The 14,340-nt window shown below is 72.5% G+C and carries 12 protein-coding genes; 7 read left to right on the top strand and 5 right to left on the bottom strand.

Going from position 1 to position 14,340, the window contains the following annotated elements:
• Positions 1–175 precede the first annotated feature (175 nt).
• Entirely contained in the window at positions 176–1,789 is a 1,614-nt protein-coding gene (locus P1P70_RS28020) for an IucA/IucC family protein (protein WP_319242511.1), read from the top strand.
• 84 nt (positions 1,790–1,873) lie between these two features.
• On the opposite strand, the gene P1P70_RS28025 is transcribed toward P1P70_RS28020, so the two are convergent.
• Genes P1P70_RS28025 through P1P70_RS28035 form a run of 3 tightly spaced genes read right to left on the bottom strand, consistent with a single transcriptional unit; the run spans position 1,874 to position 5,582 of the window.
• Positions 1,874–2,929: an ABC transporter ATP-binding protein gene (locus tag P1P70_RS28025; protein WP_319242513.1), complete on the bottom strand. Its 1,056-nt coding sequence runs from the start codon at positions 2,927–2,929 to the stop codon at positions 1,874–1,876.
• A complete protein-coding gene (locus P1P70_RS28030) occupies positions 2,926–4,527 on the bottom strand; it encodes an ABC transporter permease (RefSeq protein WP_413471559.1) in 1,602 nt (533 codons plus the stop codon). Before P1P70_RS28030 ends, P1P70_RS28025 begins: the two co-directional genes overlap by 4 nt.
• A 5-nt stretch (positions 4,528–4,532) precedes the next feature.
• Entirely contained in the window at positions 4,533–5,582 is a 1,050-nt protein-coding gene (locus tag P1P70_RS28035; protein ID WP_319242515.1) for an iron ABC transporter substrate-binding protein, read from the bottom strand.
• A 293-nt stretch (positions 5,583–5,875) separates the two neighbouring features.
• Between P1P70_RS28035 and P1P70_RS28040 the strand changes: the two genes are divergently transcribed.
• From P1P70_RS28040 to P1P70_RS28060, 5 genes are all read left to right on the top strand, one after another.
• Positions 5,876–8,533 carry an AMP-binding protein gene (locus P1P70_RS28040; protein ID WP_319242516.1) on the top strand — a complete coding sequence of 886 codons (2,658 nt, stop codon included), beginning with the start codon at positions 5,876–5,878 and terminating at the stop codon, positions 8,531–8,533.
• A 213-nt stretch (positions 8,534–8,746) separates the two neighbouring features.
• Entirely contained in the window at positions 8,747–9,538 is a 792-nt protein-coding gene (locus tag P1P70_RS28045; protein ID WP_319242517.1) for a GNAT family N-acetyltransferase, read from the top strand.
• A complete protein-coding gene (gene infA / locus P1P70_RS28050) occupies positions 9,535–9,759 on the top strand; it encodes a translation initiation factor IF-1 (RefSeq protein ID WP_319242518.1) in 225 nt (74 codons plus the stop codon). The genes P1P70_RS28045 and infA overlap by 4 nt, the downstream gene beginning before the upstream one ends.
• Positions 9,760–9,969: 210 nt before the next feature.
• Complete coding sequence (locus tag P1P70_RS28055) at positions 9,970–10,884, top strand: HipA family kinase (RefSeq protein WP_319242520.1); 915 nt, start codon at positions 9,970–9,972, stop codon at positions 10,882–10,884.
• The gene (locus P1P70_RS28060; RefSeq protein ID WP_319242522.1) at positions 10,881–11,168 is read left to right on the top strand and encodes a SelT/SelW/SelH family protein; all 288 of its coding nucleotides are present in this window, start codon (positions 10,881–10,883) and stop codon (positions 11,166–11,168) included. Before P1P70_RS28055 ends, P1P70_RS28060 begins: the two co-directional genes overlap by 4 nt.
• A gap of 1 nt (position 11,169) precedes the next feature.
• Here the strand turns inward: P1P70_RS28060 and aceB are convergent, their stop codons facing one another.
• Together aceB and P1P70_RS28070 are read right to left on the bottom strand one after the other, a co-directional pair.
• Positions 11,170–12,804 (bottom strand): malate synthase A, encoded by a 1,635-nt coding sequence (gene aceB / locus P1P70_RS28065; protein ID WP_319242524.1) that lies wholly within the window; start codon positions 12,802–12,804, stop codon positions 11,170–11,172.
• A 187-nt stretch (positions 12,805–12,991) separates the two neighbouring features.
• Positions 12,992–13,633, bottom strand: a complete 642-nt coding sequence (locus P1P70_RS28070) for a nucleotidyltransferase family protein (protein WP_319242526.1) — start codon at positions 13,631–13,633, stop codon at positions 12,992–12,994.
• 235 nt (positions 13,634–13,868) lie between these two features.
• Between P1P70_RS28070 and P1P70_RS28075 the strand changes: the two genes are divergently transcribed.
• Positions 13,869–14,183 carry a DUF5955 family protein gene (locus tag P1P70_RS28075; RefSeq protein ID WP_319242527.1) on the top strand — a complete coding sequence of 105 codons (315 nt, stop codon included), beginning with the start codon at positions 13,869–13,871 and terminating at the stop codon, positions 14,181–14,183.
• Positions 14,184–14,340 lie beyond the last annotated feature (157 nt).

Raw genomic sequence — 14,340 nt, forward strand, 5'->3', positions numbered from 1 at the left:
GTGTCGGGCGGGTACGGATTGCGGCAGCGATGTCGGTTCGAACGTCGGCGTACGACCACTGCCCGTCCGCCTCCTCCGCGACGCATCACGGCCTCGCCGACGGACGTCTCATGGCTGCTTCACGACGAAGCGGGAAGGGCAGACATACTGATCACGAGTGCACCGTAAGGAACGAATGGACCCCGTGGACGCCAATCCGCCCCGCGACAGCATCGGCGCCGCCGCCGACGCGCACGCCGCCGCACCGCTGCTCAACTGTCTTCTGCGGGAGGCGGGAGAGCCGACGGGAGGACCGGAGGGTGAGCCGACGGGTGAGCCGACGGAGGAGCCGGCCGAGACGTCGGACGCGACCGTGGTGCACCGCCTGAGGGGCAGTGGCCGCCTGCTGCGCGTGCGCGGCCGCCGCCGGCCCACCCACCCCGAGGTGCGCACGGAGGGCGTCTGGCACGCGCTCAACCACACCGACCTCGTCAAACTCGTCGCCGAGGAACTCCGCGCCCTCACCGGCCTGGCCGACTCCGAACTGCCCGCCGAGATGCTGGACAGCCGCGAGGCCGTGGCCGCGCTCCTCGCCGAGCGCGCCCACGCGTCGGTGCCCGAGGATCCGTACCGGCGCTCCGAGCAGTCCCTGATCACCGGCCATCCGTACCACCCGGCCCCGAAGGCCCGCGGTGGCGGCCCGGTCGCCGCCTGGCTGCCGTACGCGCCGGAGGCGTACGTCCGGTTCCCGTTGGTCCTGCTCGGGGTCCGTGAGGACGCGGTGGCCGAGGAGGGCGACACCACTGCCCTCGACATGCTGGGCTCGGCCCCGCCCGGCTACCGGCTCCTTCCGGCCCATCCCTGGCAACTCGACCTGGTGGCCGACGAGTTGGCCGAGGCGTTCGCGGACGGCCGCCTCGTGCGGCTGGGCCGGACGCGGGGCGGGACGTGGCCGACGGCGGCGATCCGGACGGTGTACGTACCCGAGGCGGTACCCGAGGCCGTCAGCGGTCCCGGCTCCGACCTCTTCCTGAAGTTCAGCCTCGACGTGCGGATCACCAACGACATCCGTCGGCTGTGGCGGCACGACCTGCTCAAGCTGCGCCGCACCGACCGGGCGGTCGAGGAGGCCTTCGCGGGGTCACCGGGCGCCTGGCTGAGCGATCGCGGCTACCGCACCGCCGCCTTCGCGTTCGAGGAACTGGCGGTGTTGGTGCGGGACGGCCTGGGCGGCCGTGTGTCCCCCGGCACGACACCCTTCCTCGCCGCCGCGCTCACCGAGAGCGCCGAGGACTTCCCGCGCAGCCCGCTCACCCACGCCACCGACCCCGAGGCCTGGTGGGAGGCGTATCTGCGGGCGGTCGTCCCCCCGGCCCTCGCCGCGTTCCACGGTCACGGCGTCGTGCTGGAGGCCCACCTGCAGAACACCGTCATCGCCTGCGACGCCGCGGGCACCCCCGTCCAGGTGGTCTACCGCGACGCCGAGGGTGTGAAGCTCCTCCCGGACGTCACGCGCGCGGCCGGCTGGGAGCGGCTGGTCTACTGCCTCTTCGTCAACAACATCCTGGAGATCGCGGCGGCCCTGACCGAACACCACCCGACGATCGACCCCTGGCCCGCCGTACGACGAGAGCTGGAGCGCCACGGCGACGTACCGGAAGTCACCGACCTGCTCGGCTCACCCACGCTGCCGGGCAAGACCAACCTGCTGCTCAGATGGACGGGAGCGGACGGCGCGGCCGCGCGCTACCTCCCCCTGCCCAACCCGTTCTCCCGGCCGCCCGGTGGCAGGGGCCGGGCATCCGCCTGAGCCACGGCGGCCGGTGCGCCGCGCGAAGCCCGCGGACGCCCGCGCACGTCCGGCGGCCCCCCGGCACCTCCTGGCGGGTGGCCGTCACGGCGTGACGTTCGCGTGCAGTGTCGCCTCGCCCTCCACCCGTACCCCCGTCTCCTCGCCGGGCTCCACCGGTGGCTGGCCCGGGACGCGGACGTCGATGGGCGAGCCGTGGTGCGGGACGGTGACGGTGACCATGGCGTCGTGGCCGTGGTAGCGGATGTCGGTCACCGTTCCCCGGACGGTGCCCTCGGTGTCCGGGGCCGTGAGCCGGAGTTGCTCGGGGCGCAGGAGGACCGTGCCCTCCCGGATGCCTGAGGGCGGGCCGGCGAGGGGGACGCGTCCCAGTGCCGTGTCGGCCGTCCCGTCGCCGCCGGTGGTGCCGGGGAGCAGCACCGCCTCCCCGACGAACCCCGCCACCCAGGGGTTCGCGGGCCGGCGGTAGAGGTCCTGGGGCGTGGCGCACTGGACGACCCGGCCCGCGTGGACGACCGCGACCAGGTCCGCCGTGGACAGGGCCTCCTGCTGGTCGTGGGTGACCAGGACCGCCGTCGCGCCCGTCGCCCGCAGCGCCGCCCGGACATCCGCCCGCACCCCCGCCCGCAGGGCACTGTCCAGGGCGTTGAACGGCTCGTCCAGGAGGACGAGTTGAGGGCGTGGGGCCAGGGCCCGGGCCAGCGAGACGCGTTGTTGCTGGCCGCCGGAGAGCTCATGGGGCATGCGGTCGCCGTACCCGGCGAGGCCGACCAGGTCCAGCATCTCCTCCGTGCGGTCCCGGCGTTCGGCCCGGTCGGCGCCCCTGAGGCCGAAGGCCACGTTGCGGGCCACATCGAGGTGCGGGAACAGCGCGCCCTCCTGCGGCACGATGCCGATCCGGCGGCGCTCGGGCGGAAGGTGCGCCCCGGGACCGCCGATCACCCGGTCGCCGAGCCGTACGGTGCCCGCGTCCGCGCGCAGGAAGCCCGCGACGACACGGAGCATGGTGGTCTTGCCGCAGCCGGAGGGGCCGAGGACCGCGACCAGGGAACCGGACGGCACGGTGAGGTCGAGGCCGCGCAGGACGGGCGCGTCGGGGCCGTAGGACTTCGTCAGGCCCTCGATCCGGAGAGCGTTCATGGGCGATGCCTGCCAAGGAGGTAGGAGGGAACGGCCGCCAGCAGGATCAGCGCGGCCGCGTAAGGGGCCGCCGCCGCGAACGAACCGGCGCCCGTCTCGGTCCACAGCCGGGTGGCCAGGGTGTCCATGCCCGTCGGGCGCAGCAGGAGGGTGGCCGGCAGCTCCTTCATGCAGACCACGAAGGTGAGGGCCGCTCCGGCCGCGACTCCGGGGGCGGCCAGCGGCACGGTGATCTCACGCAGTACCTGCCAGGGGCGCCGGCCGAGCGAGCGCGCCACGTCCTCCAGGACGGGCGGCGCCTGGAGGACCGCGGCGCGGGTCGCGGCGACCGCGACGGGCAGGAAGAGGACGGCGTACGCGCCGACCAGCAGCGGCAGTCGCTGGTAGAGGGGGTAGGCGTAGCGGACCGCGAAGAAGACCAGGGCCAGGGCGACCGTGATGCCGGGGAGCGCGTGGCCCGCGTAGGCCGACTGCTCCAACAGCCGTGCCCCGCGCCCTTTGTGACGGGCCGCGATCACCCCGACCGGCAGGGCGAGGACCGTGGTGAGGGCGGCGCCCGCGGCGGCGACCCCGAGCGTGGCCCCCGCGGTGTCCGCGAGCAGGGGCAGGTCCCAGGTGGCGGAGGTGCCGGCGGTCAGCCAGTAGCCGAGGGCGGCGAGCGGGAAGACGACCGCCACGGCGACCACGGCGGCGCACCACAGCAGGGCGACCGGCCGCCACCGGCCGAGGGGGAGCGGAACCGCCGGGCGGGCGGTGCCGGTGCCGGTCCGCGCGTGTCCGGCACGTCCGCGCGTACGGGCCTCGGCGGCGACCAGAGCCACCGTCATCACCACCAGCACGACGCTCAGCGCGGCGGCCGGGGTGCGGTCGAAGGAGGCGCGGTAGGAGGTGTGGATGGCGCGGGTGAACGTGTCGTAGCGCATGAGGGAGACCGCGCCGAAGTCGGAGAGGACGTAGAGCGCGACGAGCAGGGCCCCGCCCGCCGCCGAGGGGCGCAGCTGGGGCAGGGTGACACGCAGGAACGTGCGCAGAGGGCTGTGTCCGAGGGAGCGGGCGGCCTCCTCCAGCGCCGGGTCCGTGCCGCGCAGCGCGGCGGCGACCGGCAGGAGGACGTACGGGAAGCTGACGAGGGTCAGGGCGAGCGCGGCGCCGCCGAAGCCGGCGAGGCCGGGCTCGGCGGCCAGCCAGGCGAAGGCGGCCACGTAACTGGGCACGGCGAGCGGCAGCGTGGCCAGCACCGACCAGGCGCGGGCGCCGGGCAGCGCGGTGCGCACGGTCAGCCAGGCCAGGGAGACCCCGAGCACCAGGCAGGCCACCACGACGACGACGGTGAGGCCGAGGCTGCGGCCGAGGAGGGCGAGCGTCCGTTCGTCGGCGACGACGTCCCAGGCGAAGGCGGGCCCGCGTTCGAGCGCGCGCACGGCGAGGTAGCCGAGCGGCAGCAGCGCGAACAGCGCGGCGACGCAGGCGGGGACGAGCAGGACGAGCGGGGGCCGGCGCCCGGAGCCGGAGGGGGCTCCGCGGCCGGCACGGAGGCGTCGGCGCCCGGCCGGAGCCTCCGCACCGGCCGGGGGCGCTGTGGATGCGGTGGAGTTCACGACCGTCAGACGAGCCCGACGTCCTGGAGCATCGCCAGGGTCTCCTGGAGGGAGTCCAGCTTGCCGAGGTCGATGTCGGGGGACTGCAGGGACTCGAACGGCGGCAGCCCCTCGACGGTGCTGGTGACGCCCGCGGCCAGCGGGTACTCCTTCGTCGTGTCGGCGAAGTAGGTCTGCGCGTCCTTGGAGAGCAGGTAGTCGACGGCCTTCTGCGCGGCCCCGGTCTGCCCGCTGTCCTTCAGGATGCCCGCGCCCGCCACGTTGATCAGGGCGCCGGGGTCCTTGCCGGGCAGGAAGTGGAGCTTGGCGTTGACCTTGTCCTCGCCCTTCTCGGCGACCCGCTCGTACCAGTAGTAGTGGTTGACCAGGCCGAGGGAGACCTCACCGGCCTCGATCGCGTCGAGGGTGGCGAGGTTGTGGGCGTAGGTCTTCGCGCCGTTGGCCTTCAGGTCCGTCAGCCACTCGCGGGTGGCGTCGTCGCCCTCCAGGACGCGCATGCCGGTGACGAAGGCCTGGAAGGAGGCGTTGGTGGGCGCGAAGCCGACCCTGCCCTTCCACTCGGGCTTCACCACGTCGTGGACGCTGTCCGGAACCTGATCCTCGGTGAGGTCGTCCGGGTTGTAGGCGATCACCCGGACGCGTCCGGACAGACCCACCCAGTCGCCGTCGCCGCCGCGGTAGGACTCGTCCACCTCGTCGAGGGAGGACTGCGGGAGCTTCTTCAGCATCCCTTCCTTGGAGAGAGCACCGAGGGCGCCGGCGTCCTGGGAGAAGAACAGCCCCGCCTTGGTGCGTCCGCCCTCCTCCAGGATCTGTGCGGCGAGTTCCGCGCTGTCGCCGTAGCGCACCTCGACCTTGGTGCCCACCGCCTTCTCCAGCTTGTCGAGGAGCGGCTTGACCAGCTTCTCGTTACGTCCGGAGTAGATGACGAGGGTGGAGTCGCTCCCCTCCCCGGCCGTGCTCGTGTCGTCGTCGGAGCCGCAGGCGGCGAGGGCGGGGAGCAGCAGGCCGGCCGCGACGAGCGCGGTGATCCGGCGAGCCAGAGGGCGTCGCATGGTGGTGTGCCTTCCTGCGGGGGCCGCCGGCGACCGCAGGGCGCGGGGTCGGTCGGCGGGCGGCGAAGTGATGCTTTCAAGCCAACTGTGAACATGCTATGAATAAGGTAAAGCTTGCCTAACCGTCAAGGGATCTGTGCTATTTGCGGACGCTGCCGCAGAAAGGTTGCGCGCCCGTGATCTCACCGCCCGAGCCTCTTCGCGCTCCCTCCCGGACCTCGGCTCCGAACCCCTTCCCGACGTCGGTCCCCCTGTCGGCACCGGCCCCCCGGCCCCCCGCCGGACCGCACGGAGTGACCTTCGCGCGTCAACTCGCCGCCCACGGCGACCGCGTCGCCCTCATCACCCCTTCGGGAGAACTCAGCTACCGAGAGCTGGCCCAACGGGTCACCGCCACGGCGAAACGCCTCGGCCCCGTCCGCCGGCTGGTCCTGCTGGCCGGCGCCAACCGCGTCGACGCCCTCGTCGTCCATCTCGCCGCCCTGTCCGCCGGTCACCCGGTCCTGCTCGTCCCCGGTGACGGCGACGGCACGATCGGCGCGCTGACCGAGGCGTACGACCCGGACGTGGTGGCCCGTCAGGACGAGCGCGGCCACTGGTCCCTGGACGAGCGCAGGCACGGCACCGCCCACACCCTCCACCCGGACCTCGCGCTGCTGCTGAGCACATCCGGATCGACCGGCTCGCCGAAGCTCGTGCGGCTCTCGCACGACAACGTGCAGTCGAACGCCTCGTCCATCGCCGTGTACCTCGGCATCACCGACACCGACCGCGCGGCCACGACCCTGCCGCCGCACTACTGCTACGGCCTCTCCGTCATCCACAGCCACCTGTTGCGCGGGGCCGGGCTGATCCTCACCGACCGGTCGGTGGCGGACGCCGGGTTCTGGGAGGAGTTCCGAGCCGCCCGCGGCACCTCGCTGGCGGGAGTGCCGTACACCTTCGACCTTCTCGACCGCGTCGGGTTCACCGACATGGAGCTGCCGCACCTGCGCCGCGTCACCCAGGCGGGCGGGCGGCTGGCGCCCGAACGGGTCGCCCGCTACGCCGAGCAAGGGCGTCGCGCGGGCTGGGAACTCTTCGTGATGTACGGGCAGACCGAGGCGACGGCCCGGATGGCCTACCTGCCGCCGCACCTCGCCGCGGCCCGCCCGGAAGCCGTGGGCGTGGCGATACCCGGCGGCTCCTTCCGTCTGGCACCCGTCGACCCGGCCGAGCCGGGCACCGACCCGAGCCCCGACGCGGCCGGCGTCGGCGAACTCGTCTACTCCGGCCCGAACGTCATGCTCGGCTACGCACAGAGCCCGGCCGACCTCGCCCTCGGACGTACGGTGCAGGAGTTGTACACGGGCGACCTGGCGCGGCGCGCGCCCGACGGGCTGTACGAGATAGTCGGGCGCCGCAGCCGGTTCGCGAAGATCTGCGGCCTGCGCATCGACCCCCAGCGCGTGGAGGCCCTGCTGGAACGGCACGGGATCACCGCGTCCTGCGCGGGCGACGGCGACGCGCTGGCGGTGGCGGCGCTGACGGACGGCGCCGGAGGCCGCTCCGACGAGACACACGTGCGCCGCTTGGTGGCACACGAGTGCGGGATACCCCCGCGGGCCGTCCGAGTACGCCTCGTCGCGGAACTGCCCCGCCTGGCCAGCGGAAAGTCCGACTACGAGGCCGTACGGCGACTCACGCGTCCGCGGCCCACGGCGGCGGACCCGGCAGGCGCGGACCCGGCCGCCGCCCCGGGCGGGGCAGAAACGGGAGCGCTACTGCGGAGCCTCTACGCCGAGATACTCGACCGCGACGACGTCACCGACGACAGCAGCTTCGTCGGTCTGGGCGGCGACTCGCTCTGCTACGTGGAGATGTCCCTGCGGCTGGAGGAGGCCCTGGGCACACTTCCCACGGACTGGCCCGCGAGGCCGATCCGCGAACTCACGTCCCTGGCACCGCAGTCGCGGGAGCGGCCGAAGGAGACGCAGGCGCGGGCGGACGGAGCGGAGGGCACGCCCACCGGCCCTCCGCCGCGGGCCGGACGGACCCGCCCGACTTATCCGGCCGCGCGCGAGACCCGCTCCCGAGGCGCCCGGCGCTCCCTGGAGACCGGCATCGCGCTGCGGGCGGTCGGCATCGTGCTCGTCGTCGGCTCGCACATCCCCGTCTTCACGCTCCAGGGCAGCGCCCACATCCTGATCGGCGTCGCGGGCTACAACTTCGCCCGCTTCCACCTGACCGCCGCCGCACACCGCGACCGCCTGCGCCACCTGTGGCGCGGCGTCGCCCGCATAGCCCTTCCGAGCATCGTGTGGATCTCCTGCGCGGTCCTGCTGACCGGCCTGTACGACCCCGCCAACGCCCTGCTGCTCAACAGCCTCCTCGACCAGGGCACCGAGCGCCACGAGTGGCACTACTGGTTCGTGGAGGCACTGGTCTACTTCCTGGTCGTGCTGGGCACGCTGCTGGCCGTGCCGCTGCTGGACCGGCTGGAGCGGCGCCACCCGTTCGGGGTCCCGCTCACCCTGGTCGCGATCGGCCTGGTCGGCCGCTACGACCTGCTGGGTGTGGCGCCCGCCCGCTTCCACCTCGGACCGGCCGTGGTGTTCTGGCTGTTCGCGCTGGGCTGGGCGGCGGCGCGGGCGACGAGCGCGCGGCAACGGCTCCTGCTGACCGCCGTGCTCCTGCTCACCACGCCCGGCCTGTTCGAGGACCAGCCGCAGCGCACGCTCCTGGTCGTCGCGGGCCTGACCCTGCTGATCTGGGTGCCGACGCTGCCGAGCCTGGGCCCCCTCAACCGTGCCGCCGGCGTCCTGGCGAGCAGTTCCCTCTACATCTATCTGACCCACTTCCAGGTCTATCCCTTCCTCCGCGACGACCTCCCCGTCCTCGCTCTCCTCGCCTCCCTGGCGATCGGTATCGGGTACGCGAGGGTCGCCACCCGCGTGGTGCGCAGACTCTGACCGGCCGGCGGCCGCCCGGCCGCGAGCCGAACAAATGCTTTGAGCGGGACGGTTCCCCGTTGGTACGTTCGTGGCGGACCGTGAAGTCGACGTAGGGAGGTGAGCCCCGTGAACGCAGTTACCCGTGGGTGCTCCCTCAACCCGTCACGGTCCGGCGGCTGACGTCCGGTGTCGCCAGGAGCGCCTGAGATCGAGGCACTCCTGGAGACTCCGATGAACACGAAGCCTTACACCTCTGACCTGGGCGAACACGCGGTGATGATCACGCGCGTCGCGGACAGGCAGTGGCACGCACTGGAGGACGACCTGGTGGTCGGCCGCGGCTACGCACAACAGCGACCCGACGGACGCCTGTTCGTCAGCGTCGACGCCTGGCACGACGACACCTTCGACCGGCTCGCCGGGGCGATGGCGGCGCACCTGCCGGCGCCGCTGTACACGGTGGTCGACGAAGCCGACGCGGAGCTGACGGCCCGTTGGCGGCGGGCCGGGTTCACGAGCCGGCGCCGTGAGTGGGAGTACGTCGTACCGACCGACCCGCGCGTCACCGGGCTCGACGAGGTCCTGCCGCCTGCGGGCGTGACGATCGTTCCCGCCGGCCAGGCGGACGAGAGCCTGCTGCGGGCGGTGGACCGCGCGATCCGTGAGGAGGTCGAGGCGACCGTCGGGTGGCAGTCGATGCCCGCGGAGGTGGTTCCCCACCCCGAGGGCGACACCGTCGTCGACCCGTCGGCGTACGCGGTGGCCGCGACGCCGGACCGCTACCTGGGGCTGATCCGGGTGGTGATCCCGATCCGGCCGCGCATCGGGCTGCTCGCGGTCCGGGCCTGCGAACAGCGCCGTGGCATCGCGCGGGCACTGCTCGCCCACGCGCTGGGGACACTGCACCGCACCGGTTTCACCGAGGCCTGGACCGAGGTGCAGGAGTCCAACCACGCGGCCTCGACGCTGTTCGAGGGCATCGGGGCCCGGCGGGCGAGCAGCAACCTGGAGCTGGTGCGATGACGAGGAACAAGAACGTCATCGAGGTCGAGGGCAGGGTCGTCGAATGCCTGCGCAGCGCCATGTTCACCGTCCGGCTGGAGAACGGCCACCAGGTGCTCGCGCACATCAGCGGGAAGATCCGCAAGAACTACATCAAGATCATGTTGGAGGACCGGGTGCTGGTGGAACTCCCGCCGTACGACCTGACACGCGGCCGGATCGTGTCCCGCTACCGGAACTGAAGCCCTTCTGATGGCCCTGGCGGCGGCCGGCACCCGCCGCGGCAGCTGATCCCGAGCCCCGGTCACGGTGATTCCGTGACCGGGGTCAGCCGGCCGCGCGATGACGCTTGGTTACTATGTTCCCTTCATGCTGGAGGCCGGGAGCAGGGGCCGCACCGAGGGGGAGCGAGCCGTGGGATGTGAAGCACCTGAGCCGTGGAGCCTTGGGCGATGCTGAGAGAGGTCACCGCGACCCGCTACGTCGCCCCCCTGCGGGCCGGCGGCTCCGTACCCGGCGTCGTCGAGGCCGACGACCTGGGCACCTACGTCGTCAAGTTCACGGGCTCGGCGCAGGGACGCAAGGCGCTGGTCGCCGAGGTGATCGTCGGGGAGCTGGCGCGGGCGCTGGGGATGCGGTTCCCGGAGCTGGTCCTCGCGCACTTCGACCCGGCGATCGCCGAGAGCGAGCCGCACCAGGAGGTGCGGGAACTGCACGCCGCGAGTGCCGGGCTCAACCTCGGAATGGACTATCTGCCGGGCGCCGCGGACTTCACCCCGGAGGTCGCGAAGGACTTCCGCGTCGACCCGCTCGAAGCCGGCCGGATCATCTGGCTCGACGCCCTCACGGTCAACGTCGACCGCACCGTGCACAGTTCGAACCTCATGGTCTGGCCCACCCTCGGCATCGCGCCCCCGCGACTCTGGCTGATCGACCACGGCGCGGCCCTTGTCTTCCACCACCGCTGGGACGCCTCGGACCCCACGAAGGCCTACGACTTCCGGCACCACGCCCTCGGCCACTACGCCCCCGACGTGCGCGCGGCCGACACCGAGCTCGCGCCGAAGGTGACCGAGGAGCTGCTGCGGCGGATCCTCGCGGAGGTCCCGGACGGCTGGCTGCCCGTCGAGGACGGCTTCACCTCGGCCGACGAGGTCCGCGACGCCTATGTGCGCTACCTCCACGCGCGCGTGCGTGCCTCCGCCGACTGGCTCCCCACCGACTTCCCCACCCGGGAGGAACTCGCCGCCGAGGAGGCCCTCCGCGCGGCGAGGACACAGCGAGGCCGGCCGGACTGGCTGAAGCGGGTCCCGGACCTGCACGGCAAACCGGCGGCGGAACAGGATTGGTCGGTGCATCTGGGATGACCGGGACACAGCGGGTCGAGATCGAGTACTGCACCCAGTGCCGCTGGCTGCCCCGGGCCGCGTGGCTGGCCCAGGAGCTGCTGACGACCTTCGAGACCGAACTGACGGAGCTGTGCCTCAAGCCCGGCACGGGCGGCGTCTTCGTGGTCCGCGTCAACGACGAGGTCGTGTGGGACCGCCGTGATCAGGGCTTCCCCGAGCCCACCGCCGTCAAGCAGGCCGTACGTGACCGAGTGGCCCCGGGAAAATCCCTGGGCCACTCGGACAGGATCGGCGGGTCGTAGCTCAGCCCTTCAGCTGCTCGTACGCCGGCAGGGTCAGGAAGTCGACGTAGTCCTCGTCGAGGGAGACCTCCAGCAGGAGGTCGTGGGCCTGCTGCCAGTGCCCGGCGGCGAACGCCTCCTCGCCCAACTCCGCCCGCAGGTCGGCGAGTTCCTCGGCGGCGACCTCGCGGGCCAGCTCCGGCGTGGCCTTCACGGTGTGTCCGTCGCGCTCGAACTCGACGCCCGCGTTGATCCACTGCCAGATCTGGGAGCGGGAGATCTCGGCGGTGGCCGCGTCCTCCATCAGGTTGAAGATGGCGACGGCGCCGAGGCCGCGCAGCCAGGCCTCGATGTACCGGATGCCGACCTGGACGGCGTTGACGAGTCCGGCGTACGTCGGCCTGGCGTCGAGGGAGTCGACGGCGATCAGGTCGGCGGCCTTGACGTCGACGTCCTCGCGGAGGCGGTCCTTCTGGTTCGGCTTGTCCCCGAGGACGGCGTCGAAGGAGGCCATGGCGATCGGGACCAGGTCGGGGTGTGCCACCCAGGAGCCGTCGAAGCCGTCGTTCGCCTCGCGGTCCTTGTCGGCCTTGACCTTCTCGAACGCGACCTTGTTGACCTCTTCGTCGCGCCGCGACGGGATGAACGCGGCCATGCCGCCGATCGCGTGCGCGCCGCGCTTGTGGCAGGTGCGGACGAGGAGTTCGGTGTACGCGCGCATGAACGGGGCGGTCATCGTCACCGCGTTGCGGTCCGGGAGGACGAACTTGGCGCCGCCGTCACGGAAGTTCTTCACGATGGAGAAGAGGTAGTCCCAGCGGCCCGCGTTCAACCCCGAGGCATGGTCGCGGAGTTCGTAGAGGATCTCCTCCATCTCGTACGCGGCCGTGATCGTCTCGATGAGGACGGTGGCGCGAACGGTGCCCTGCGGGATGCCGAGGTGGTCCTGCGCGAAGACGAACACCTCGTTCCAGAGACGGGCCTCCAGGTGCGACTCCGTCTTGGGGAGGTAGAAGTACGGGCCCTTGCCGAGGTCCAGCAGCCGCTGGGCGTTGTGGAAGAAGTACAGGCCGAAGTCGACGAGCGCGCCGGGGACGAGGGTGCCGTCGGCGTCGACCAGGTGGCGCTCGTCGAGGTGCCAGCCGCGCGGACGCATGACGACCGTCGCCAGCTCCTCGTTCGGGCGCAGCGCGTAGGACTTGCCGGTGCGCTCGTCGGTGAAGTCGATGTTCCGCTGGTAGGCGTCGGCCATGTTCACCTGGCCGAGGACCACGTTCTCCCAGGTGGGCGCCGAGGCGTCCTCGAAGTCCGCGAGCCAGATCCTCGCCCCGGAGTTCAGTGCGTTGATCGTCATCTTGCGGTCGGTGGGGCCGGTGATCTCGACCCGACGGTCGTCCAGGGCGGCCGGGGCGGGGGCCACCTTCCAGGAGTCGTCGGCGCGGATCGCGGCGGTCTCCGGGAGGAAGTCGAGCGTGGAGGTGCGGGCGATCTCGGCGCGCCGCTCCGCGCGGCGGGCCAGCAGCTCGTCACGCCGGGGGGTGAACCGGCGGTGCAGCTCGGCCATGAAGGCGAGGGCGGCGGGGGTGAGGACCTCGTCCTGGCGGGGCAGGGGCTCGGCGTCGACGATGGCCAGCGGGGACGGCGCTGGTGCGGACATGAGCTGTCACTTCCTTCAGCGGGCGTGGCACCGGGTGTCAGTCGACCCGGGTCGGGCTGTCGGCGCCCCTGGATGAGGAGGGCGCTTCTGAACAGTGGATAGTAGTTTCCTCATGGTGGAAGTTCAATGTTTTGTTGATGTCGAGATTCTTCGGATCGAGGCAGGGTGGCGCTGAGTGTCACCGCGTTCACTCAAGGTGGACGAGGTCGGCCTCGGTGTCGATGTCGTAGGGGCGCGCGACGTCCCCGCACTCGACGAGTGTGATCGTGTCGGCGCGTTCCTTCAGATAGGCGCGTGCCCCTCGGTCGCCGGTGGCGGTGGCGGCGACGCCGGGCCAGAGGTCGGCGCCGAAGAGGACGGGATGGCCGCGCACGCCGTCGTACGCGGCCGCCACGAGCGATCCGCTCGAAGCGTGTGCGGCGAGGACGCGAGCGACCGCCTCCGGTCCGATGCCCGGCTGGTCCACCAGTGACACCAGGGCGGCGTCTGCCCCCGTCCCCGCCAGCGACTCCAGTCCGGCCCGCAGCGAGGAGCCCATGCCCTCGGCCCAGTCCGGGTTGTCGACCAGGACGCAGCCGGGAAGTTCGGCACGGGCACGTACGGTCGCGGACTCGGCGCCGAGGACCACATGGATCCGGGCGCAGCCGCCCGCCCGCAGCACGCCGACCGCGTGTTCGACCAACGGGCGGCCACGATGGGGGAGCAGGGCCTTGGGGCGGCCGCCGAGGCGCCGCCCGCCGCCGGCGGCCAGCAGCAGCCCGACGACCTCGCCCTCGGGGGCCGGGCGGGTCGTGTCAGGGGCAGTGTTGCGGGGCTGGTGGTGCGTCATGTCCCCCTGCATACCCGACCGGGCGGGGGTGTCCCGTGAAGCCCCACGGACCGTGTGCCGTCTTTGTGGTGCCCGGGGACTGAATTTCCGTCCCCGTGGTGGCGCTCGCCACACCGATTGGCGTTTACTGGCCCGCGCCACCCCAGGCGCCCGACCGACGCCACGGGGCGGGCGGCCGTGCGCCGTTGCGCGGCCACGGCTCGTGCACGAGGGCGTGGGCGAGGGGGGAGAGGCTGTGTTGCGGAGCTTGGGGCAGAGGTCAGTGACCGGCGGTGACGAGGATCCGAGAGTGGCGAAGCTGAGCTCGGCCGTGTCCCGGCTGCGTCGTGAACTGGCCGCGCATCCAGCGGAGTTCCCCGACCGGGGCATAGCGGAGGACGAGCTGGCGGCGCTCGCGGCGATGGCGGTCACCGGGATGCCGGAGGTGCCGCGGTTGCGGCGGTCGCTGTTGCTGATCGCGGGGTCGATCGGGTCGGTGAGCGCGCTGGCGAAGGGGCTGGCGGACGTCCGTACGGCGGTGGAGCTGTTCGGTGAGCCACCTCGTCGCTGACCTGACGGTCCGGTAGGGGCCGGCCGCGAGAAAGCAGGGGCGCAGCCCCGCTTTCTCAGGGGCGCGGGGAACTGCGCGAGAAGCCCCACTCACCCGCACCCGACGACGCGCCCCTCAGTTACGCGCACCCGACGACGCGCCCCTGAGAAAGCGGGGC

The organism is Streptomyces sp. MB09-02B (assembly GCF_033794485.1).
Taxonomy (GTDB): Bacteria; Actinomycetota; Actinomycetes; order Streptomycetales; family Streptomycetaceae; genus Streptomyces.